This window comes from Shinella sp. GW835-FHT14H05, assembly GCF_058793575.1.
This window is the reverse complement of the sequence record NZ_JBXAFY010000001.1, coordinates 1,118,439-1,140,605: the sequence shown is the minus strand read 5'-3', so window position 1 is coordinate 1,140,605 and position 22,167 is coordinate 1,118,439. Positions and strand designations below refer to the sequence as shown.

Below are 22,167 nucleotides of genomic sequence, written 5' to 3'. Positions count from 1 at the left end.
TCGCCTTCTGGTGGCATTTTTGTACTTTCTGAAGGAATTTCCGGTAGGGGTATCCGGATGGCCGGCCCGGTGGGCCAGGCCGCAACGAACGGTCGCCGCCCGTGAAACAGACTGAGGACTATTCACACCGTTTCCGGCTTGCCTACGGCATGGCCTCTCTTGCCGTGGGCGCGCTGACGATCGGCTGGGGCCTGGTTTTCGCCTATATGCAGGCGTGGTCGCTGGCGGCGATGGATGCGGCCGTGGTGATGACGGCGATTGCCAGCTTCGCGCTCGCGCGCGGCAACCAGCTTTCGGCCGCCCTCATGTTCTCGCAGATCGCCTTTTTCGTCATCGTCGTCATCTTCTGCCTGCTGTTCGACGTGCCGAGCGATGCCGCCCCGCGGGTCTGTCATCTCTTCCTGCTGGTGCTCGCCTTGCTCGGCTACATCAATTACCGGCGCGAACAGTCGGTGGCGCAGCTCGCGGTCATCGCGCTCTGCCTCGCCGCCTTCGTGGTCTTCGCCAGCACCGAGGCCGCGCTTCCCTTTGCGCAGCCGATCGCCGACGAATACCGGCTTTTCGGCGCCTGGGTGAACGCGATCATCGCCGTCGTCATGCTGTGCGGCGGCGTCTACGTGATGCAGCTCGAATTTGCGCGAAACCTCGACCAGGCGCGCGAGATCCGCATCGCACTCGCCAACCGCGAATTCGAACTCTTCTACCAGCCGCAGGTGGACGAGACGGGTCGGCTGATGGGCGCCGAGGCGCTGTTGCGCTGGAAGAAGCCCGACGGCAGCTATGCGCCGCCGATCGATTTCATTCCCCTTGCCGAACAGGCCGGGCTGATGCCGGCGATCGGCGGATGGGTGGTGCTGGAAGCCTGCAAGACGCTCGCCCTCTGGCAGCAGGAGGACGGCGCGCGCGATCTCGTGCTGTCGATCAATGTCAGCGTCGACCAGTTCATGAAACCTGATTTCGTGGCCTCCGTGCTCAGCCGCATCGAGGCGCTCAAGGTCGATCCGGCCCGGCTCAAGCTGGAATTGACCGAAAGCCTGATGGCGACGGACATCGATACGATCGTGGAGAAGATGCGGGCGCTGCGTGCGGCCGGCCTTACCATCTCGCTCGACGATTTCGGCACCGGCTATTCCTCGCTCAGCTACCTGCGCCAGTTGCCCATCCACGAGATCAAGATCGACCGCTCCTTCGTGCAGGAGGCGCCGGAAAACCTGCGCAACCGCTTCCTGCTGAAAAGCATCTTCGACATCGCCCGCATGCTCGACCTCTCCGTCGTCGCCGAGGGCATCGAGACGAAGGAGCAGTTCGTTTTCCTGCAATCCTTCGGCTGTACCGAGTTCCAGGGCTATTATTTCGGCCGCCCGATGCCGCTTGCGGATTTCCAGAAACACTGGGCGCAGGACAGCGCCCCGCCGCTGGCCGAAACCGCCTGAGCCAAACTTCCACATATCCTTGTCATAAAACCCTTTTCTTGGCGCAAGAGAGCGCCTATATGTGAAGTGCTGCTTCGGCAGCTACGGCAATAAACGAGCGGTGTAATAAACCCATTGGACCCGGGGGCGGTACCCGGCGCCTCCACCAAAAACCGGTCATACGCGACCGACCGGCTTTTGATGGGGGCGAAATAGGATCGACAAGGGCGTAAAGATCGACTTTTTGCTCGGCATTGTACCACCGTTATCGGGCTAAACTTGTAGTTGCAAACGACAACTATGCGGAAGCTCGTCTCGCTGCTTAATCGCGGTGTGACACTTCACTCAAAGTCCTAAGGGGTCGCACTCTTAGGCGGGGTCCGAAGGCACCTGGCAACAGAAGCCTTCACCTTCTCCAATCCCTTGAAATGGTCTATAGCTGTGCCAGATGACTCGTGCCGGAAGGTATGAGAACGCGTTGCAATGCCTGATGACAAAGGCTGGAAGAAAGACAGGAACTGATGGCGCAAGACCACATTCGTTACGACATTCTCGCCCAGGACGCGCTGCGCAGCGTCATTCGCAAGGTTCTGTCCGAAGTTGCGGTCACGGGGCACTTGCCCGGCGAGCACCATTTTTTCATCACCTTCCTGACCAATGCCCCCGGCGTGCGCATCTCGCAGCACCTGAAGGCGAAATATGCCGAGCAGATGACCATCGTCGTCCAGCACCAGTTCTGGGACCTCAAGGTCACCGAGAGTCTGTTCGAGATCGGCCTCTCCTTCTCCGATACGCCGGAAAAGCTCGTCATCCCGTTCAACGCGATCCGCGGCTTTTATGACCCGTCGGTCAGCTTCGAGCTGGAATTCGACGTGCCGGCCGTGGAGGAGGAAGAAGAGCACTCCGCCGAGATCACCGCCTATCCCGCTTTTGCGGAAAAGGTCGAGGAGACCACCACGGAAGAGCCGACCCCGCCGACCGGTGGCGACGACAACAACAAGGGTGGCTCCGTCGTCTCGCTCGATTCCTTCCGCAAGAAGAACTGAGTTTTTCGCGATGAGCGGCGACGTCGTCAATCTCCGCCAGTTCCGCAAGCAGAAAGCCCGCTCCGAAAAGGAAAAGCAGGCCGAGCAGAACCGCGCCGCCTTCGGTCGCACGAAGGCGGAGAAGACGCTGACGCGCGCGCTGAACGAAAAGGCGCAGAAGTCGCTCGACCAGGGCCGCATCGAGCGGCCCGAGGACGATAAGGACTGACATTTCAAACGCTTGCCGGAAATACCGGATTCGATCTGCCAATCGCCTGATTCACTGCGTAAGGATGGGCATGATCCGCAAATATTCCACCACCCTGCACGGCCACCGCACGAGCTTCTCGCTCGAACCGGCCTTTCACGACGAGCTGCGCGCCATTGCCGATGCGCGCGGCATGCCCGTCGCGGCCCTCATCCGCGAGATCGACGACGGCCGCGGTGTCGACGGCAACCTCTCCTCGGCGCTGCGCCTGCATGTGCTGGAATGGCTGAAGGAAAAGGCCGGCGCCGTTAATTGAGGCCCGGCAGCGCGTCGAAGTTCAGGCTTTGCCCCCCATCGAGCGGTGGCAGTTCACCGCCGCGCTCCACGCCCTCTTCCGGGTTTACCGGCAGGCGCCGCTGCGCCGCTTCGTCTTCCGCCTTGCGCGCCTCGGCAGCCGCCCGCTGCTCGGCCAGGCGACGGGCCTCTTCCTGCGCCTCCAGCAGCAGACGGGCGTCGTCCGCGGCCTTGCGGCGCGCGCGCTCGGCCTCTTCGGCGGCCTGCCTGGCGGTTCGCTCCTTCTCGGCGCGTTCACGCGCCTCCGCGCGCCGCCGCGTCTCTTCCTCGATCTGCAGGCGCATCGCTTCCGCAAGCGCCGCGCGCGCATCCGCCCGCGAGCGATAAAGCGCCGCCTCGCGCCGCAGGCGCTGCTTTTCCAGCACGTTGGCCTGCAAGGTCTCCACCCGCCGGCGCTCCGTCTCGAAGCGGCGCAGCGACAGATAGTTGGCGAGCGGCTGCACATCGAGCTCGAAGCCCGGCGCCTCGACCAGGCCGCGGTAGGACAGCGCCACTTCCGGCTCGGCGCCAGCCAGCGCATCCTCGCCCGCCTTGTAGGTGACGGCGAGGCGCCCCGTCATGATGTCGCCGGCCAGATCGATATCCGCGTCGCCCGAAAGCTCCGCCTTACCGTCCTCGGCCGCAACGCTCTGGACGCGCAGCTTGCCGCCCGCCAGCGCGAAGGGGATGCGCACCGCGCCCAGCGCCGCCTCACCTTTGAGGATGGCATTTGAGGCAAAACCGGCCACGCGCTCCTGCGTGATGTCGCCCTCGATGCGATCGGCCTCCGCCAGAAGCGACGGCAGCGCGCCGGTATCGAGCCCGCGCAGCACGAGATTGGACACCTGCACCTCGCCCGAGCCGCTGGCGCCCTCGACCATCGTGCGCACACTCTTGCCCGAAGCATCGACCGCGAGCGTCACATCCGCCTTGCCCGTCGCGGCCGCCCCATCCGGACCGGCCCAGACGATCTTCGACAGGTCGACGCCGGCAAGTTCTGTACGCGCTTCGAACAGGCCGTTCTCCTCGGCATTGGCGACCTTGACGCGGCCGGAGAGCTTGCCGCCGAGCCAGTCGCCGGCCATGTCGGTCATGGTCAGCTCGCCGCCCTTCCAGACGAGGTTCGCCTTGAACCCTTCGACCGCGCCATAAAGCCCCGGCCAGAACGCGCCGGCTTCGAGCGCCACGGAAATATCGGCCGCATCCTGAAGCGGCTGCACCAGCGGCGCGGCATTGAGCCCGCCTTCGAGGACATCGCTCACCGGCCCGGCGATCGCCTCCGCCAGGAAGGCGAAATCCACCGTATCGAAGCGCAGCGCGCCGGCACCCTTCAGCGTGGCGGCCGTGCGATCGAGCGTCAGGTTGCCGGAAAAGGTGTTCCGATCGGCCTCGCCGGTTATCTCGGTGATCGCGATGGCCTGCGCATTGGTCGCAACCGACGCCTGCGCCGTCAGCGGCAGGCCGGCGCCGGCCTGCGGAACGGCGATACCGTTCATCATCAGATAGGGTTCGATATCGTCGCTCTTGGCCGAAATCGCGAGCGTACCGGCAAGAAAATCCTCGGCGGAAAGTGCTGCGGTGCCCTTGGCGGAGATCGACGTGCTGCCGGCGTTGAACGCCGCCGAAACGGTCGCCGCGCCCTCTTCCGGCTGGGTCACGCGGAAGGTGACGCTGCCGTCCGGGTCGGCATCGAAGGGCAGTGGATCGAGACCGACCTGGCCGGCCAGCACGACGGATTGCGGGTTGAAGATGCTACCGTCCAGCTCGAAATTACGCCCGCGCAGCAGATCGGCGGGCGTGGCGGTGGAAAGCTTGAACTCGACCCGCCCCTCGTTGACGGGGCCGGAAACGCTGATCGTCGCCGGGCTGCCCGCCTCGCCGGACACGGCGGCGCGAACGGCGAGATCGGCATTGTCGTAGTAGCCGGCATTGGCAACGAAGCGCGACAGCAGCGGATGGGCCGGCAGATGCCGCGCCAGAAGCGCCGCGACCGGCTCCATCGCCGCCGCCTTCAGCCGGATTTCGAGGCCGGCGCTCGGTGCTACGAGCGAGCCGCCCAGCGTGCCGCTTGCCGAAAGCGTCGCGCCTTCGAGCGAGGCCACGTTGAGGCGGCTCAGCGTCAGGAGGCCGTCCTTCACGGAGAGCGCGGCGCTCACATCCGTCGCACTCTCGCCGAAGGCAAGAAACCGGTCCGCCGTCAGGTCGAGGGCTATGGAATGGTCGAGGACGGTCGTCAGCGATGCATCGCCGGCGACGAGGCCGACAAGGGCACGCAGCGAATCCAGCTGCACCTCGTTGCCGCGCAATTCCAGCGATAGCGCGGGCGTCGCGTCCGATCGGGATTCCCGCTCCAGCCGCCCGGTCAGCGAGGCACCGCCCACTGCGATTTCGAGGTTTTCGAAGCGCTGCAACTCGTCGGTCAGGTTCACCTGCGCGGAAAAACCGGCGGTCTTCAGCTTGCGGATTTCCGGGTCCACCGAGCCGGCGAGCCAGGTGGCAAGCCCCGAGGGCTGGTTGGAGGCGATCAGCAGGTCGCCGACGAAGCCACGGTTTTCGCGCAGCATCAGCCGTCCCTTGGCCTCCAGCGCGGTGCGGCCGGGCAGGATCGCATCCGCCCTCTCGATCCGCCAACCGTCGCCGTCCGGCTTCACGTCGAGGCGGATTTCGCGCACGGTCGTATCGCCGACCACCACCGCCGGCAGGAACAGGCTGGCACGGCCGGGCACCTGCGGAATGGGGATATCGGCGGCGATCGCCAGCAGCGCCTGAAGCCGCTGGCGGGCGGACATCTGCGGGTCGCGGCCGGTCTTGCCGGTCTCGCCGCTGTTGCCGATGCGGTTGACGTCGATCTGCTGGCCATCGGCGATCAGCAGGAATTCCGGCTTGCGGCCGGTATCGAGCGTCGCTTCGCCGGTCACCACGTAGGGATCGGCGGCAGGCCCGGCCTCCAGGCGGTATTCGGGCACGCGGATGCGCTCGTTGGAAAGCTCGAACTTGCCCGTCACCCGGATCGGATCGGCCGGCCCCTCGCCCTTCGGACGCGGTTTTTCAGAGACGGTGAAATTGCCGTCATAGAGTGGGCGGAAGTCGGCGACCTTGATCGCGCCTTCGAGATCGGCGGTGAAGGCGAGCCGGTCGGGCACGATGCGGGCGCGCAGCGACAGTGCGCCGTTCTCCACCTGCCCGCTCGAGAGCTGGAAGGCGCCGCTTTCGCCATCGAGCGCCCCGCGCCCGTCGATGCGCCAGGGGCCGCCCAGTGATTTCGCCGAAACCTGCGCGTCGAGGCCGGTGACATGGCGCGTGCGGCCGGTCTGCTCGTCGACGAATTCGATCTCGCCGCCGGTGATCGCGACGTTTTCCAGGATCACAGTGCGGGCCGGGATGTCGGACTTGCGGCCGCGCGCCCAGTCCAGCGTGCCATCCTGGTAGAGTTTGATACGCGCCTTGGGTTCCTCAAGGCGCATGTCGAAGATCAGCGCCTCGCCGGAAAGGAACGGCGCCAGCTCCGCATCCATGGAGAAGCGCGCGACCTCGACCAGCGGCCGGCCATCCTCCGGCGAGCCGACGCGCACGTCGTTGAGCGTCACGGACGGGAACGGGATCAGCCGTGCATCGACGCTGCCATGCACCACGACGGTGCGGCCCATGATGCGGCTCGCCTCGCGTTCGAAATCCTGCCGAAAACTCGTCCAGTCGACGAAGAGCGGCGCCAGCAGCGCTGCAAAGAGCGCCACGACCACCAGGCCGCCAACGAAGAGCATGATCCTAGAAAGCACGCCGCATGCCTCGAATTTCCTTCAACCACATAAGGATAACGTCTAATCGTCCGAGAGGGTCGAAAAAATCTTGCCAGGGTTCAGAATGTTGTCCGGATCGAGCGCCCGCTTGATCTGTTGCATGACCAGAACCGACCCGCCGAGCTCCCCCGGCAGGAAAGCCTGCTTGCCCTGGCCGATTCCGTGTTCGCCCGTGCAGGTGCCATCCATGGCGAGCGCGCGCGCATTGAGCCGGCCGACGAAAGCCTCCACCTGTTCGACATGCGCCGGATCCTTGTCGTCGAAGACGAGGCTGACATGGAAATTGCCGTCGCCCGCATGGCCGACGATCGGCGCAAGCAGCCCATGTTCCTCGATATCGGCCTCGGTATCGGCCACGCAATCGGCCAGCCGCGAGATCGGCACGCAGACATCCGTCGCGATGACGGCATAACCCGGCCGCAGCGCCTTCGCCGCCCAATAGACATTGTGCCGCGCCTTCCAGAGTTTCGCGCGCTCCTCGGCATCCGCGGTCCATTGGAATTCGCCACCGCCGAAATCCGCCGCGATCGCACCGAACTCCTCCGATTGCAGGCGCACGCTTTCCGCATTGCCGTGGAACTCGACGAAAAGCGTCGGCTGTTCCGGCAGCGTCAGGCCCGAATAGGCGTTGCAGGCCTTGATCTGCAACGTGTTGACGAGCTCGATGCGGGCGACGGGAATGCCGAGCTGGATCGTCATGATCACCGCGTCGCAGGCATCCTTTAGCGTCGGGAAACCGCAGATGCCGCCGGCGATGACCGCGGGAATGCCCTGGAGGCGCAGCGTGATGGAAGTGAGCACACCGAGCGTGCCCTCGGCGCCAACGAAGAGGCGCGTGAGATCGTAGCCCGCGGAGGATTTTCGCGCACGCCGGGCGGTGCGGATTTCCTCGCCGGTCGCGGTGACGACGGTGACGGCCAGCACATTGTCCTTCATCGTGCCGTAGCGCACGGCGTTCGTGCCGGAGGCGCGCGTCGAGGCCATGCCGCCGATCGAGGCGTTCGCGCCAGGATCGATCGGGAAGAACAGGCCGGTATCGCGCAGGTAGGTGTTCAGCTCCTCGCGGGTGATGCCGGGCTCGACGGTGCAGTCGAGATCCTCGGCATTCACTTCGAGCACGCGCTTCATATTGTTGAAATCGATGGAAATGCCGCCGTTCGGCGCATTGACCTGCCCCTCCAGCGAGGAGCCCGTACCGAAGGGAATGACCGGCACCTTCAGTTCCGCGCAGAGTGCCACGACCGCCTTCACCTCCTCGGCAGTCTCGACAAAGACGACGCCGTCGGGAAGCTGGGCGGGGATATAGGTGGTGGTGTGCGCGTGCTGGACGCGGATCGCCTCTCCGGTCTGGAAACGCGGGCCAAAACGATCGGCGAGCCGTGCCAGCGCCTCGGCGATGCCCGCCTCATTGCGCGCGCCGCTCCTGATATCCGTCAATGCCATCGTTTCCCCCTCACTGCCTGTGCGGGTTTACTCAGCAAATTGGCGCCCGGCTGTCCAGCCGCAATATCAGGTCATGGCCGTAGAGACTCACTCCGCCGCCTGCGGCAGGGCGCCGTCGCCGGCCTTGGCGAGGGCATCGGCATGCTGCAATTCGGCGGCAAGGCGTTTTTCCTCGTCCGCATGCGGGCTGGTATAGCGGGCGATCACCAGATAGGCGACGGGCGTCAGGTAGAGCGTGACGACCGTGGCGAGACCGAGACCGCCGACCAGCACCCAGCCGAGCGAGATGCGCGCTTCAGCACCCGCACCGCTCGCCAGCACCAGAGGCACCGCGCCGACGACGGTGGCGATCATCGTCATCAGCACCGGGCGCAGGCGGATATTGGCGGCGTCCTCGATGGCGCTGCGCACATCCTGGCCGCGGTCACGGAGCTGGTTGGCGAATTCAACGATCAGGATGCCGTTCTTCGCCATGATGCCCACGAGCAGCACGAGCCCGATCTGGCTGTAGATGTTGAGCGTCGTGCCCGTCAGGATCATCGCAAAGACGGCGCAAGCCAACCCGAGCGGCACCGTCACCATGATGATCACGGCGCTGACAAAACTCTCGAACTGCGCGGCGAGCACCAGAAAAATGATGACGATGGCAAAGCCGAAGGTGACGAAGAGGCCACCCGAATTTTCCTGAAGCGTGGCGGCTTCCGCCATCGGCATCAGGCGCGAGCCTTCCGGCAGCAGCGGCTCCGCCATGTCCTGCACCAGCGTCAATGCATCGCCGAGCGCCAGACCATCCTTTAGACCCGCCGAAAGCGAGACGGCGCGCAACTGCTGCTCGCGCGACAGCTGGGGCGCGACCGCGCGCTCCTCCAGCGAGGCGATGGAGGACATCGGCACGATCTTGCCGTCGCCGGTCTTGAGGAAGATGTTTTCCAGATCCGTCGGATCGTTGATCGGCTGCGTCGTCGAGGAAAGCTTTACGGGATAGGCTTGGCCCTCGACGTAGATGTCGACGACGCTCGTGCCCTCCAGCATGGCCTGCAAGGCGGCCGAAAGCCCGGTAATGTCGATGCCGAGATCGGCGGCGCGTTCGCGGTCGACGGTGACCGAAAGCTGCGCCTGGTTCGCCTCGTAGTTCAGCCGCACGTTCTGGAAGCGGCCGCTGTCCTCGATCTTGCGCACCAGCTCGGCGGCGGCATTGCCGAGCTTGGTATAGTCGTTGCCGACGAGCGCCACCTGCAGGCCGTTGCCGGCACCGCGGATGCCGAGGCTGTTCGGCTGCATGGCGAAGGCGCGCACCGAGGGCACGGAACCGACCGCCTGGTTGATGTCCTGTACGATCTGCTGCTGCGTGCGGTCGCGCTGGTCCCACTGAGCGAGTGTGAGCACCATGAAGCCGCTGTTCGTGGAACCGCCTTGCCCCGATATGGAGAAGATGTTGACGATCTCTCTCTTGTCGTAGAGCGGGCGAAGCTTGTTTTCGATCAGCTTCATCTGCTCCTGCGCATATTCCAGCGACACGCCCTGCGGCGCGTTCACGCGCAGCATCACCATCGAGCGGTCTTCGCTTGGCGTCAGCTCCGATTTGATGGTGAAGAAGGAGGTCGCACCGGCGGCGGTGAAGAGCAGCGCAACGACGAAGACGATGAACGGCGCGCCGAGGCAGGCGTTGAGCGTCGATCGATAGAAGCGCGAGCAGGCGCCGCCTATGCGGGCGAGAAAGCCCGTATGCCCGTGCGACATATCCTTGGTCAGCATGCGTGAGGCGAGCATCGGGCACAGCGTCAGCGCCACGAAGGAGGAAAGCAAGATGGCGAAGGCGAGCACGAAACCGAATTCGCGGAAGAGACGCCCCGCCTGGCCCGGCAGGAAGGAGAGCGGTATGAAGACGGCGGCAAGCGTGGCGGTCGTCGCGATGACGGCGAAGAACACTTCCAGCGTGCCGAGGATCGCCGCAGCACGCGGCTTCAGGCCTTCCGCGCGCCGCCGCACGATGTTTTCCAGCACCACGATCGCGTCGTCCACCACCAGTCCGGTCGCCAGAACGATGGCGAGCAGCGTCAGGATGTTGACGGAGAAGCCGGCCATGTAGATGGCGGCGATCGTGCCGATCAGCGCGATCGGCATGCTGATCGTGGGGATCAGCGTCGCCCGCCAGTCAAGCAGGAAGAGATAGATGACGAGCGTGACGATCACGACGGCAACGACGAGCGCGATCTCCACCTCGTGGATCGCGCCATCGATGAAGACCGCGTCGTCGCTGGTGATCTTGATCTCGGTGCCCTCGGGCAGAATGGTCTCGAACTGCGCCACCATCTGCTTCACGCCGGCGGAAATATCGAGCGTGTTCGATTGCGCCTGACGGATGATGCCAAGCCCGATGCCCTGGCGCCCATTGGAGCGCAACGCCGTCGAACCCTCGTCCGGCCCCATCGTCACCATGGAGACATCGCCGAGGCGCACGCGGTTCTTGATGATGAGGTTCTCGAAATCGGCCGGGGTCGCGAGGTCCGCAGTTGCACGAACCGTAATGTCCTGGCTCTGGCTCTTCAGCGAGCCGGCCGGCACGTCGAAGGCGGCGGTCGCCAGCGCATTGCGCAGGTCCGCGACCGTCAGGCCGCGCGCCGCAAGCTTCGACTGATCGACGTCGACGCGAAAAATCTTCTCCTGGTCGCCATAAACGGCAACGTCCGCAACACCTTCCACCGAGGCGAGCCTGTCGGTAATCTCGTTTTCGGCCAGCAGCGTCAGGTCTTCGAGCGATTGCGTATCGGAGGTCAGCGCGAGCCGCATGATCGGCTGGCTATCGGCATCGGCTTTCACGACGCGCGGTTCGTCTGCGCCATCGGGAAGCTGGTTCGCCACGCGGCCGAGCGCATCGCGCACGTCGTTTGCCGCCTGGTTGACGTCCGTCGTATCGGAGAATTGCAGGGTGACGCGGCTACGCTCGAAGGACGACTGCGAGGAAATGTCCTTGATGCCCTGGACGCGCGAAACCGCCCCTTCGATCACATCCGTCAGTTCGCGGTCGACCGTTTCGGGCGAAGCGCCGTCAAATTCGGTCGAAACGCTGATGACCGGCTGGTCGACGGAGGGAAGTTCGCGGATTTCCACGCCGTTGAAGGCGGCGAGGCCGGCAACGACGATCAGCGTGTTGAGCACGAGGGCGAAGATCGGCCGGCGAATGAAAAGCGCGGTAAAGCCCGCCTTGCCGGATTCGTTGACGCCGTTCCCCTCGCCCGACATTACGTGCCCTCCGTCACGGAGGACGTCACCTGGCCGTCCTGCTCGGCAGTGCGCACCGCGCCGCCCGGCCGCAGCGTCTGCACGCCTTCGGTGACGATCTGGTCGCCCTCGCCGATCTCGGCCTTGATGAGCACCTTGTCCGGGTTGCGCTGGATGATGTGGATCGGCACACGCTCGACCTTCTCGCCCTTGACGCGCCAGACATAGGAGCCTTCGGCGCTCCACTGCACGGAGAGCGGATCGACGCTCGGATAGAGATCGCCGGCAAACTGCATGGTCACCTGGAAGGACATGCCGGCGCGCAGCAGGTCCTCGGGATTTTCGATGCGCGCACGCACGCGCAACGTCCGGCTCTCCTGGTCGATGCGGTTGTCGATCGCCTGTACCTTGCCGTTGAAGGTTTCGCCCGGCCGCGCGACCGCGGTCGCCGAGACGTCGCCGCCGACGCGTATGCTCGTCGCGAACCGCTCCGGCACCCAGTAGTCGACGAGGATTTCCGAGCGGTCGTCGATGCGGGCGATCGCCGTGGTGGTGGTGACGTAATCGCCGGCATTGACGGAGATGATGCCGACCACGCCGCCATAGGGCGCAGTGATATCGCGGCGGCGCAGCGTCAGTTCGGCATTCTGCAACACCAGTTCGGCCGCCTTCAGCGCGGTCTCGGCATCCTGCAATTCGGCGACGCTCATGGAGGACTTGATGCTCTGGACGCGCTTCAGCTTCTGCTGCGCGCTTTCGCGCGCCACACGCGCCTGGTCGGCGGCAATGCGCTGCTCGTCGCTGTCGAGGCGGGCGATCACCTGGCCCTGCTCCACCCGGTCGCCGGATTCGACGAGCACTTCGGTGAGGTTGCCGGTGGCGTAAGGTGTCACCGTGACGGTGCGGATCGCTTCGCCGTCGCCGATGGCGTTCAGCCGGTCGTTGACGACGGACATGGCGACGGGCTTGGTGGCGACGAGCACCGGGCCACCGCCGAAACCGCCGCGGCGGCCGCCTTCGCGGCCCCCCTCGGTCTGGCCTTCACCGGCCGGCGCGATGGCTGCGACGAGCGTGCCGGGGAGGCCCGCGGCCTCCAGCATGTCGTTCGCCCCGGGCACGAAGCGACCCCAGAGCAAGACCCCGGCCGAAATGACGCCGAGGCTTATGAGGAGCTGTTTCCAAACCCGCATGCAATCTGTCTCCGATGGAAGCGAACCGTCACCTGTTGCAGTGCGACATAGACCAAGTATCCCGCTTTGCAAATGAACGGGCAATGAAAGAATACGATCATTACCGAAATGTAAGATTGGCGGTCTGTTCTGTTACCGAAATGTAAGAAAAGGTGGAGAAATCTTCCCTCGCCACCCCCTATCCGAGCATGCGCGTGACTGGACCGATCCGGTGCGTGTGATAGCTTTCTTGCGCCAGTATGGTCGAGCCTTATTTCAGTATTGTTTCATCAACGCATTCACCGACAGGGGGAAGAACCATGTGCGACGCCTGCGTCATCGATACCGTCAAGAACCGCATGCTTTCGAGAAGAAACTTTTTCCGTGCCGCCGCTGCGGGCGCCGCAACTGTGGCGGCAGCCAGCTCCGGTGCGCTGAGCCCGGCGCTCGCGCAAGCGCCGAGCAAGGCGACGGACCTCACCCATGAACTTTACGAGGAGTTTCCGACTTTCTTCGGGCAGCAGCAGTTCTGGCGCGAGCAGAAGTTCAACTACAAGGAACACAAGTTCAATCTTTTCGAACTGCGGGTGAACGAGCACACCGGCACCCATGTCGATGCGCCGCTGCACTTTTCCGAGGATGGCAAGTCGGTGGCCGAAATCCCGGTCTCCAACCTCGTCGTGCCGCTCGCCGTCATCGATATCCGCGAGAAGGCGGCGGCGAACGCGGATGCGCAACTGACACCGGACGACATCAAGGCCTGGATCGCCGCCAATGGCGACCTGCCGGAAAAGGCCTGCGTGGCGCTGCTCTCTGGCTGGGACAAACATCTGGGCACCGACAAGTTCCGCAATGCGGACGCCGAGGGCAAGATGCACTTCCCCGGCTTCCACGTCGAAGCCGTGCAGTATCTGGCGGAAAACTCCAGCGCCGTGGGCATCGCGGTCGATACGCTCTCGCTCGACTACGGCATCTCGCCGGATTTCGCGACGCACTATTCCTGGCTTGCCTCGGGCCATTGGGGGCTTGAAGCGGCCGCCAATCTGGACCAGCTTCCGGCCAAGGGCGCGACCCTCATCGTGGGCGCGCCAAAGGTGCGCGGCGGCACGGGCGGCCCTGCCCGCGTGTTCGCACTGGCCTGACCCCATTGGCCGGCGGCTTGCCCGCCGGCCTTTCTTCCGGAGGAACCATGAGCACCGTCAAACCCGCTGAAGACATCGAAGCCGATCCGCGCGTGAAGGCGGTGTTCGACGACATCCGCGCCACCCGCAAATCCGATTTCGTCAACAATATGTGGCGCTACCTCGCCTTCGACCCGGCGCTCCTGGAGCGCATCTGGGCGGAGGTGAAGGCCGTGATGGCGACGCCCTCGACGCTCGATCCGCTGGTCAAGGAAATGCTCTATATCGCCGTCTCGGTGACGAACGGGTGCAGCTACTGCGTCCATTCTCATACGGCCGCGGCCAAGGCCAAGGGCATGACAGATGCGCAATATGCGGAACTGCTCGCCATCGTCTCGCTTGCCGGCAAGACGAACCAGCTTGCGACCGCCCTCCAGCTGCCCGTGGACGCCGTGTTCGATGCGGACCGCGCCACGCCCTGAAGGGCGCGGCTTTCCACAATCTTCTGGCCAATGTTTTTCCCCGCGGAATAAAAGCAGAACGGAAAACTGGTCTTTCGAGACCGAATCACTACATTGAGCCGCATGATCAGCGGTTACGACGACATTCCCTTCTTCGACGAGGACCCGCAGCTTTCCGGAAAGCCCCCGGCGCCAAAGGAAAAGCCGGCGGGCGGTATCGCCGCGCGCGCCATGGCGGCCCGCGATGCCCACCGCGCGCCCGACTACCTCTCCGGCCTCAACCCGGAGCAGCGTGAGGCGGTGGAAACGCTCGACGGTCCCCTGCTGGTGCTCGCGGGCGCCGGCACCGGCAAGACGCGCGTGCTAACCACCCGAATCGCCCATATCCTGGCCACCGGCCGCGCCTATCCGAGCCAGATGCTGGCCGTGACCTTCACCAACAAGGCTGCGCGCGAGATGAAGGAGCGCATCGGCCTCCTCGTCGGCGGCGCGGTCGAGGGCATGCCCTGGCTCGGCACGTTTCACTCGATCGGCGTGAAGCTGCTGCGTCGCCATGCCGAACTCGTCGGCCTGCGCTCCGATTTCTCCATCCTCGACACCGACGATGTGGTGCGCCTGATCAAGCAGATCATCCAGGCCGAGGGCATCGACGACAAGCGCTGGCCGGCAAAGCAGTTCGCCGGCATGATCGACGGCTGGAAGAACAAGGGCCTCGACCCGGCGCAGATCCCGGAAGGCGACGCGCGCGCCTTCGCCAACGGCAAGGGCCGAGAACTCTATATCGCCTACCAGAATCGCCTGAAGACGCTGAATGCCTGCGATTTCGGCGACCTGCTGCTGCACCCGATCCGCCTGTTCCGCGCCAATCCGGATGTCTTGGCCGAATATCACCAGAAATTCCGCTACATCCTCGTCGACGAATACCAGGACACCAACACCGCCCAGTACATGTGGCTGCGCCTGCTCGCCCAGCGCCCCAAGGGCACGCCGCAGAACGTCTGCTGTGTGGGCGACGACGACCAGTCGATCTACGGCTGGCGCGGCGCGGAGGTGGACAACATCCTGCGCTTCGAGAAGGATTTCCCGGGCGCCCGCGTCGTCAAGCTGGAGCGCAACTACCGGTCGACGGCCCATATCCTGGGCGCTGCCGGCCACCTGATCGCGCATAACGAGGACCGGCTGGGCAAGACGCTCTTCACCGACCGCAAGGATCCCGACGACGACAAGGTCGTCGTGCATGCGGCCTGGGATTCCGAGGAAGAGGCGCGTGCCGTCGGCGAGGAAATCGAGCAGCTCCATCGCAAGCAGCACAAGCTCAACGACATGGCGATCCTGGTGCGCGCCTCCTTCCAGATGCGCGAGTTCGAAGACCGTTTCGTCACGCTCGGCATCAACTACCGCGTCATCGGCGGCCCGCGCTTCTACGAGCGGCTCGAAATCCGTGATGCCATGGCCTATTTCCGCCTGGTCAGCCAGCCGGCCGACGACCTCGCCTTCGAGCGCATCGTCAACACGCCGAAGCGCGGCCTCGGCGACACGACGATCCGCAACCTGCACGACTATGCCCGCGCCCGCGACATACCGATGCTCGCCGCCGCATCCGACATCATCGAGACCGACGAGCTGAAGCCGAAGGCGCGCAAGGCGCTGTTCGACGTCGTCACGGATTTCCGCCGCTGGCAGTCGCTCCTGGAGACCATGCCGCACACCGATCTTGCCGAGCAGATCCTCGACGAGAGCGGCTATACCGCCATGTGGCAGGCCGACAAGTCGGCGGAAGGCCCGGGGCGCCTCGACAACCTCAAGGAACTGATCCGCTCGATGGAAGCGTTCGAATCGATGCGCGGCTTCCTCGACCACGTTTCGCTGGTCATGGATGCCGAGCAGAATGCCGAACTCGACGCCGTCTCGATCATGACGCTGCATTCGGCCAAGGGCCTCGAATTCGAGACGGTCTTCCTGCCCGGCTGGGAGGAAGGCCTCTTCCCGCACCAGCGCGCGCTCGACGAGGGCGGCCGCTCGGGCCTGGAGGAGGAACGCCGCCTCGCCTATGTCGGCATCACGCGTGCAAAACGCCGCTGCCACATCTGGTTCGTCTCCAACCGCCGCATCCACGGCCTCTGGCAATCGACGCTCCCCTCCCGCTTCCTCGACGAATTGCCGGAAGCGCATGTGGAAGTGGCCGAGGTGGAACAGTCCTATGGCGGTTACGGTCGCGGCGGCTACGGCCAGTCGCGCTTCGACAAGCAGGAGCCGTTCCAGAACAACTACTCGTCCCCCGGCTGGCGCCGCGCCCAGGCAAACCGCACGGAAGCCACGCGCGACAACTGGGGCTCACGCTCCGGCCACGCCGTCGAGCGCGTCGGTTATGGCGAAAGCGGCCCCCGCTCGCGCATGATCGAAGGGGAACTGGTGGCGAAATCGACCACGAGCGAGCCGTCGAAATTTTCCGTCGGCGACCGGGTCTTCCACCTGAAATTCGGCAACGGCAATGTCGCGGCGATCGAGGGCAACAAGTTGACGATCGACTTCGACCGCGCCGGACAGAAACGTGTGCTGGACGGTTTCGTCGAAAGGAAATGACGGGGCCATAAGAACGACCCCGCCTTGAATCGGTCAGGAGGCCTTGCGCACCGCGCCGAGCCGGGCGGCGCGCTCTTCCGGCGTCCAGATTTCGCTGCCGTCACGGCGAAGCGTGCGACGGTTGAGTTGGAACCGGTTGACAAGGTCGCTGAGCGTTATCGCACCGTCGGCCAGGGATTGGCTCGTCGAGGTCGTGCGCTCCACCATGGCGGCGTTTTCTTGCGTGATACGGTCGACATCCGAAACAGCAGCACTGATCTCCTCGAGACCGCTCGCCTGCTCGGCGGCAGAGGTCGCTATCGCGTCGACATTATGGTCGATCTCTTCGACGAAGTTTTCGATTTCGCGAAGGGCCCGGCCGGTTTCGCCGACGAGACGCACACCATCCTTAACTTCAGCGCTGGAATTGGTGATCAGTGTCTTGATCTCGCGCGCCGCCTTTGCGGAGCGCTGCGCCAGTTCGCGAACCTCCTGCGCAACGACCGCAAAGCCCCTGCCCGCTTCGCCCGCCCGCGCGGCCTCCACGCCGGCATTCAGCGCAAGCAGATTGGTCTGGAACGCGATTTCGTCGATGACGCCGATGATCTGGCTGATCTCGCTTGAAGCGGCCTCGATGCGCTGCATGGCGCTCACGGTATTGTTCACGACGTCGGCAGAGCTGTTTGCCGAGGCGCGGGCGTCCTGTACGAGCTTGCGCGTCTCCCGCGTCCGGTCGGTCGAAGAACGCACGGCGACGGTTGCCTGCGTCAGTGCTGCTGCGGTTTCTTCGAGCGCGACAGCCTGTTGGCGCGTGCGTTCCGAGAGATCCTCTGCCGCCTTGCGCATCTCCTGGCCACTACGGTTCTGGATATAGGTCTGGTCGAGCACCTGCGAGAGGGTTTCCTGGAAGGCGCCGATCGAATTGTTGAAATCCCGCCGCAGCGGCTCGAATTCGCGGATGAATTCGCGGTCGATCGTCATGCGGATGTTGCATTCGGCAAGGCGCCCGAGCCCCGCGCCGATCTCCTCGATCGCCCGCACGCGCTCCGTCACATCGGTGGCGAACTTCACCACCTTGAAGACCTTGCCATCGGCATCGAGGATCGGGTTGTAGGAGGCTTGGATATGGATACGGCTGCCAACCTTGGTGACGCGGGTGAACTGGTCGGACACGAAGTGCCCTTCGGCAAGGCGCGCCCAGAAATCCTTGTAGGCCGCACTCGCCACATAGTCCGGCGCGCAGAACAGGGAATGATGCCGGCCGACGATTTCCGAAAGCTGGTAGCCGAGGGTGGCGAGGAAATTCTCGTTGGCGCCGAGGATGTCGCCCTTCGGCGTGAACTCGATGATCGCCTGCGCCCGGCTCAGCGCCGCGAGCTTGCCCTCATCCTCCATCGCCTTGCGCTTCATGGCCGTGATGTCGGTCGCGAACTTCACCACCTTCACCGGCTTCTTGCCGCGGAAGACGGGATTGTAGGAGGCCTCGATCCAGATCTCGCGGCCGCCCTTGGCGATGCGCTTGTACTGGCGCCGGTCGAAATGCCCTTCGGCAAGCCGCGCCCAGAAGGCCGCGTATTCCGCCGATGCGGCCTCCGCCGGGTCGACGAACATGCGGTGGTGCTGGCCGACCACCTCTGAAAGCCCGTAGCCGACGGCGTGCAAAAAATTCTCGTTGGCGTGCAGGATCTTGCCGGAGAGGTCGAATTCGATGATCGCCTGGGAGCGGTTCATCGCGGCAAGCACGGAGCGGGAATTCAATCCGAAATCGAAGGCAGTCACGTCTGGGTCCCCACGTCGATGTGGCCTCGGCAGCCGGGCCATCAAGAGAAGTCGGCTAAAATTGACCCAAAATTCTTAGCATTCGCTAAACCAAATGGTTATCGTTCACAACATTCGGAGAAAATTTGTGCCCGTGGCCTGAAAATACAAAACCGGCGCTAACAGGGCGCCGGTTTTAGGGGTCACGCGAAAAATGTCAGGCGCCGGCCTTGCGGTAGAGCGCGGCAAGCTGGGTGCGCGACGACGGCAGTTCCGGCACCACGATCATCATGGTGATGTGCCCACGCTTGAAAGCGTTGAGGAACGGCTCGTAGTTCTGGAAGGCGACGCAACCATGCGAGCCCTTCTGGTTGCGCAGGAGGTTGGTGTGCGTCAGGAGGCCCGTGCGGTTCTTCGGGTCGCGCCCGTCGATGGAGGTCATGCGGATCGCCTCGACGCCGTGGAAGCGCCGCTCGCGCATCTTCAGGCGGTAGATGCCGGCCGGCGTCGGCCCGTTCATCTTGACGTGCTCGTAGCGCGGATTGTCGCGCATCTTGCCGATGCCGGAATGGGCGCGCAGCTTCGTGCCGTCGGGCATGTAGACCGTCGCGTTGGAAACGTCGTAGATCGCAACGCGCGTGCCTTTGCCGAGCCAACCCGTGCCATTGCTGCTGCCGCTGCCGCCCTTGAACAGGTTGCCGAACAGCGACCGGTCGGGCTTGGCGTAAGCGACCTCTTCCTTGTCCTTGTCCTTCGCCTTTTCGCGATTGTTGCGCGCGACCGGCTTTTCTTCTTCCACCACCACCGGCTTTTCGATGACGACGGTCTCGAGCGCCGGCTTGGCTTCGGGCAACGGGATCTGGCTGAGGAGGTTTTCCTCTTCCGTCTGCGGCTTCTGCATGACGAGGCCGAAGGGCTGGATGTCCTTGCGGGCGGAGGTGTCCTCGACGAGCGCGGTCACCATGGCCGGCTGGCCGGTGATCGCCTTTTCCTGTTCGACGGAGCGCTCGGCGCGGGCATAGGCCGCCTCGATCAACGCCGCCTTGGCCTTCTCGCGCTTCACGGCGGAAGCGAGCTGGACCGAGATCTTGCGCTGGTGCGCGACCTGGATCGCCTCGGCGGTCAGTTGCTTCTGGCGAAGCTCGCTTTCCGAGGGCTGGGAGAGACGCGAGAATTTCGCGATCTTCACCACCCGGTCGGCAACCTTTTCCTTGCCGGGGGTCTTGATATGGAGAGTGCCGGCAATGGCCTTCTTGCCGTCCGAAAGCGACGTTGCCGCCTCCTGCATGGCACCGAGCGTCGAGACAACCGCCCAGGCGGACCCGGCGATGACGCCGCAGGCAAGCAATGTGCTGAGAAGGATGCCCGCGGAACGGCCCCGACGGGATTTCGACGCGGAACGCGCGGAACTGTACACAGACGCCATGATACTCGTTACCCGATACTCGTTACTCGACGCGGCCGCGGAACAGACAGTCCGAGGGCCTTTACGCTGGCGGCAGGCATCGGGGCCACGCGCCCCGGACTTCTGCCGAACGAGCAAAGAATGACGAAATATGGTAAGCAATTCCTAAACGGCGCCTCGTGTTTTTGAAGGAATCCGCCGGGGTGTCCTCACCGCCCGGCAAGGCTGCCTGTCACGAGAATGCGGCGATGACGTGGCCTTGCGCCCCGCATCCCTAAAACTGGGGAGGCCGGGCGAGCCAGTCGGTGGCCTTTTCATAGGCCGCGGCGGCCGCCAGCACGTCGCGATCGGCCCGCGCGCGGCCGATGATCTGGATGCCCGCGGGCAGCCCGTTTGCCCCGAAGCCGGCCGGCATTGCGGCGACGGGAAGGCCGGCGAGCGTCGGCCCGATGACCACCTCCATCCAGCGGTGATAGGTGTCCATCACCCGCCCGTCGATCGCCTTCGGCCAATCGAGTTCCGCATCGAACGGGAAGACCTGGGCCGAAGGCAGGATGAGGAAATCATAGCGCTCGAACAGGCCCGCGACGTAGCGATGCCAGTCGCTGCGGCCGAGCGACGCCGCATAGACCTCCGCCGCCGAAAGCGCGCGGCCGTTGTCGACTTCCCAAAGCATCTCCGGCTTCATGTTGGCGCGCCGCGCCGGATCGTCGTAGTCGGCGGCCTGCCCGCCGGCGACCAGGAAATGGCGCAGCGTGCGCCAGGTCTGCCACAGCCGCGCCATGTCGAAGCCCGGCGCAACCTCCTCCACCGTGCAACCGAGCCGCCGGAAGACGTCGAGCGTCTCACGGCAGAGTTCCAGTACGCCCGGCTCGAACGGCAGGTAACCGCCGAAATCGCCGAGCCAGCCGATGCGGGCGCCGGAGAGATCGCGGCTGCCGTCAAGCGAGAGATCCTCGTCGACCAGCGACAGCGGATCGCGCGGATCGTGCCCCGCCTGCGTCGCGAGAAGGGCCGCGACATCGGCGACACTGCGCCCCATCGGCCCGTTGACGGCGAGCTGGCCGAGGAAAAGTTCGTTGCCGAGCGAGGGCACGCGGCCGAAGGACGGGCGGAAGCCGACGACGTTGTTAAAGCCGGCGGGGTTGCGCAGCGACCCCATCATGTCGCTGCCATCGGCCACCGGCAGCAATCGTGCCGCAAGCGCCGCCGCCGCACCGCCGGAGGAGCCGCCGGCGCTCTTGCCGGTATCGTAAGGGTTCCGCGTGACGCCGAAGACCGGATTGTAGCTGTGCGAGCCGAGGCCCATTTCCGGTGCATTGGTCTTGCCGATGACGATGGCGCCCGCCGCCCGGATGCGCTCGACATGGATGTCGTCATAGTCCGGCACGAAATCCGCATAGTTGGCCGAACCAAACGAGCAGAGGATGCCCTTCGCCTCGGAGAGATCCTTCACCGCGAAGGGCAGACCGTGCAGCCAGCCGCGATGCTCTCCCGCCGCGAGCGCCCGATCGGCCTCCTCCGCCTCGGCCAGCAGGTCTTCCGCCGGGCGGAGGCTGACGATGGCGTTGATGCGCGGATTGATCGCCTCGATGCGGGCAAGATAGGCCGCCATGACGCTTCGGCAATCGAGCCTGCGCTCGGCGATGGCAGCGGAAAGGGCAAGGGCGGAAAGGTCGGTTATGTCCTGCAAGGTCGGCTCCGGCGGTCTCTGATGCAAGAGCTAGCAGGCCGAAGGGGCGAGCGCCAGCCCGGCCTCAGCCGAGCGGCACACCCTGGCGGAAGGCGAGCGCGAAAAGCCCGACGGCGGCGAGCGAGCCGAGCGTGCGCACATGGTTCCATGGCGTCCAGACATCGAGATAGCGCTGCCAGAGCGCCGCCTGCTCCGCGCTGCCGGCGGGGGACGCGGCGAGCGCATCGTTGAGCGGCACGTTGAAGACCATCGTCACGCCGATGACCGCAACGAGGAAGACCACGCCGCCGGCCACGGCCATGAGCCCGCCGGCCCCGCCCTGCAGGAAGCCGATGACGACGAGCACCAGCGACAGAGCCGCGGCACCGAAGAAGGCAGTGGCAAACCATGGGTTCAGGATGACGACATTGATGGCGTTCATCGCCGCCGCTCCTTCCGCCGGCGTCAGGCGCGCGAAGGCGGCCATGATGCAGACGGAAAAGATGAAAAACAGGCCGGCATTGAGCGCTGCCGCAAGGATGGCGAAAAACGTCAGGATGGGGAAAATACTTGCCATGA

The 22,167-nt window shown here is 64.8% G+C and carries 15 protein-coding genes and 1 other RNA gene; 8 read left to right on the top strand and 8 right to left on the bottom strand.

The features are described 5' to 3' along the window. Nucleotides 1–101 precede the first annotated feature (101 nt). The 5 genes from AC1Q6Z_RS05575 (at nucleotide 102) to AC1Q6Z_RS05555 (ending at nucleotide 2,961) form a co-directional block, all read left to right on the top strand. A complete protein-coding gene (locus AC1Q6Z_RS05575) occupies nucleotides 102–1,433 on the top strand; it encodes a putative bifunctional diguanylate cyclase/phosphodiesterase (protein WP_492647004.1) in 1,332 nt (443 codons plus the stop codon). A 29-nt stretch (nucleotides 1,434–1,462) separates the two neighbouring features. Next, nucleotides 1,463–1,823, top strand: a transfer-messenger RNA (tmRNA) gene (gene ssrA, locus AC1Q6Z_RS05570). Nucleotides 1,824–1,933: 110 nt separating this feature from the next. Further along, on the top strand, nucleotides 1,934–2,458 hold the full coding sequence (locus tag AC1Q6Z_RS05565; RefSeq protein WP_256117051.1) for an SspB family protein: 525 nt from the start codon (nucleotides 1,934–1,936) through the stop codon (nucleotides 2,456–2,458). Between the two features lie 10 nt (nucleotides 2,459–2,468). Further along, the gene (locus tag AC1Q6Z_RS05560) at nucleotides 2,469–2,666 is read left to right on the top strand and encodes a DUF4169 family protein (RefSeq protein WP_492647003.1); all 198 of its coding nucleotides are present in this window, start codon (nucleotides 2,469–2,471) and stop codon (nucleotides 2,664–2,666) included. Between the two features lie 70 nt (nucleotides 2,667–2,736). After that, the gene (locus AC1Q6Z_RS05555; protein ID WP_435268016.1) at nucleotides 2,737–2,961 is read left to right on the top strand and encodes a ribbon-helix-helix domain-containing protein; all 225 of its coding nucleotides are present in this window, start codon (nucleotides 2,737–2,739) and stop codon (nucleotides 2,959–2,961) included. Here AC1Q6Z_RS05555 and AC1Q6Z_RS05550 read toward each other — a convergent pair. From AC1Q6Z_RS05550 to AC1Q6Z_RS05535, 4 genes are all read right to left on the bottom strand, one after another. After that, complete coding sequence (locus tag AC1Q6Z_RS05550) at nucleotides 2,954–6,739, bottom strand: AsmA family protein (protein WP_492647252.1); 3,786 nt, start codon at nucleotides 6,737–6,739, stop codon at nucleotides 2,954–2,956. The genes AC1Q6Z_RS05555 and AC1Q6Z_RS05550 overlap by 8 nt on opposite strands. 57 nt (nucleotides 6,740–6,796) lie before the next feature. Continuing rightward, nucleotides 6,797–8,218, bottom strand: a complete 1,422-nt coding sequence (locus AC1Q6Z_RS05545) for an FAD-binding oxidoreductase (RefSeq protein ID WP_492647002.1) — start codon at nucleotides 8,216–8,218, stop codon at nucleotides 6,797–6,799. Nucleotides 8,219–8,305: 87 nt separating this feature from the next. Continuing rightward, a complete protein-coding gene (locus tag AC1Q6Z_RS05540) occupies nucleotides 8,306–11,461 on the bottom strand; it encodes an efflux RND transporter permease subunit (RefSeq protein ID WP_492647001.1) in 3,156 nt (1,051 codons plus the stop codon). Continuing rightward, complete coding sequence (locus tag AC1Q6Z_RS05535) at nucleotides 11,461–12,630, bottom strand: efflux RND transporter periplasmic adaptor subunit (protein WP_492647000.1); 1,170 nt, start codon at nucleotides 12,628–12,630, stop codon at nucleotides 11,461–11,463. Before AC1Q6Z_RS05535 ends, AC1Q6Z_RS05540 begins: the two co-directional genes overlap by 1 nt. A 299-nt stretch (nucleotides 12,631–12,929) precedes the next feature. On the opposite strand from AC1Q6Z_RS05535, the gene AC1Q6Z_RS05530 reads away from it, so the two are divergent. The 3 genes from AC1Q6Z_RS05530 to AC1Q6Z_RS05520 all read left to right on the top strand — a co-directional run bounded on the left by AC1Q6Z_RS05530 (nucleotide 12,930) and on the right by AC1Q6Z_RS05520 (nucleotide 16,774). Further along, entirely contained in the window at nucleotides 12,930–13,751 is an 822-nt protein-coding gene (locus AC1Q6Z_RS05530; protein ID WP_439616288.1) for a cyclase family protein, read from the top strand. Nucleotides 13,752–13,798: 47 nt separating this feature from the next. Next, nucleotides 13,799–14,212, top strand: coding sequence for a carboxymuconolactone decarboxylase family protein (locus AC1Q6Z_RS05525; RefSeq protein ID WP_439616289.1), 414 nt, complete (start codon nucleotides 13,799–13,801; stop codon nucleotides 14,210–14,212). A 102-nt stretch (nucleotides 14,213–14,314) separates the two neighbouring features. Further along, nucleotides 14,315–16,774 carry an ATP-dependent helicase gene (locus AC1Q6Z_RS05520; RefSeq protein ID WP_492647251.1) on the top strand — a complete coding sequence of 820 codons (2,460 nt, stop codon included), beginning with the start codon at nucleotides 14,315–14,317 and terminating at the stop codon, nucleotides 16,772–16,774. 33 nt (nucleotides 16,775–16,807) lie between these two features. Here the strand turns inward: AC1Q6Z_RS05520 and AC1Q6Z_RS05515 are convergent, their stop codons facing one another. The 4 genes from AC1Q6Z_RS05515 to AC1Q6Z_RS05500 form a co-directional block, all read right to left on the bottom strand. After that, nucleotides 16,808–18,484, bottom strand: coding sequence for a methyl-accepting chemotaxis protein (locus tag AC1Q6Z_RS05515; RefSeq protein WP_492647250.1), 1,677 nt, complete (start codon nucleotides 18,482–18,484; stop codon nucleotides 16,808–16,810). A gap of 244 nt (nucleotides 18,485–18,728) precedes the next feature. Next, nucleotides 18,729–19,937, bottom strand: coding sequence for a DUF2778 domain-containing protein (locus tag AC1Q6Z_RS05510; RefSeq protein ID WP_492646999.1), 1,209 nt, complete (start codon nucleotides 19,935–19,937; stop codon nucleotides 18,729–18,731). Nucleotides 19,938–20,190: 253 nt separating this feature from the next. Further along, entirely contained in the window at nucleotides 20,191–21,609 is a 1,419-nt protein-coding gene (locus tag AC1Q6Z_RS05505) for an amidase (protein WP_492646998.1), read from the bottom strand. Between the two features lie 64 nt (nucleotides 21,610–21,673). Then, nucleotides 21,674–22,165 (bottom strand): anthrone oxygenase family protein, encoded by a 492-nt coding sequence (locus AC1Q6Z_RS05500; RefSeq protein WP_492646997.1) that lies wholly within the window; start codon nucleotides 22,163–22,165, stop codon nucleotides 21,674–21,676. Nucleotides 22,166–22,167: the final 2 nt, after the last annotated feature.

Excerpts from the sequence above, each read along its gene's own strand:
- AC1Q6Z_RS05565 (WP_256117051.1), top strand. The coding sequence starts at position 1,934 with ATGGCGCAAGACCACATTCGTTACGACATTCTCGCCCAGGACGCGCTG.
- AC1Q6Z_RS05560 (WP_492647003.1), top strand. The coding sequence starts at position 2,469 with ATGAGCGGCGACGTCGTCAATCTCCGCCAGTTCCGCAAGCAGAAAGCC.
- AC1Q6Z_RS05555 (WP_435268016.1), top strand. The coding sequence starts at position 2,737 with ATGATCCGCAAATATTCCACCACCCTGCACGGCCACCGCACGAGCTTC.
- AC1Q6Z_RS05550 (WP_492647252.1), bottom strand. The coding sequence starts at position 6,739 with ATGCTCTTCGTTGGCGGCCTGGTGGTCGTGGCGCTCTTTGCAGCGCTG.
- AC1Q6Z_RS05545 (WP_492647002.1), bottom strand. The coding sequence starts at position 8,218 with ATGGCATTGACGGATATCAGGAGCGGCGCGCGCAATGAGGCGGGCATC.
- AC1Q6Z_RS05540 (WP_492647001.1), bottom strand. The coding sequence starts at position 11,461 with ATGTCGGGCGAGGGGAACGGCGTCAACGAATCCGGCAAGGCGGGCTTT.
- AC1Q6Z_RS05535 (WP_492647000.1), bottom strand. The coding sequence starts at position 12,630 with ATGCGGGTTTGGAAACAGCTCCTCATAAGCCTCGGCGTCATTTCGGCC.
- AC1Q6Z_RS05530 (WP_439616288.1), top strand. The coding sequence starts at position 12,930 with ATGTGCGACGCCTGCGTCATCGATACCGTCAAGAACCGCATGCTTTCG.
- AC1Q6Z_RS05525 (WP_439616289.1), top strand. The coding sequence starts at position 13,799 with ATGAGCACCGTCAAACCCGCTGAAGACATCGAAGCCGATCCGCGCGTG.
- AC1Q6Z_RS05520 (WP_492647251.1), top strand. The coding sequence starts at position 14,315 with ATGATCAGCGGTTACGACGACATTCCCTTCTTCGACGAGGACCCGCAG.
- AC1Q6Z_RS05515 (WP_492647250.1), bottom strand. The coding sequence starts at position 18,484 with ATGAACCGCTCCCAGGCGATCATCGAATTCGACCTCTCCGGCAAGATC.
- AC1Q6Z_RS05510 (WP_492646999.1), bottom strand. The coding sequence starts at position 19,937 with ATGGCGTCTGTGTACAGTTCCGCGCGTTCCGCGTCGAAATCCCGTCGG.
- AC1Q6Z_RS05500 (WP_492646997.1), bottom strand. The coding sequence starts at position 22,165 with ATGGCAAGTATTTTCCCCATCCTGACGTTTTTCGCCATCCTTGCGGCA.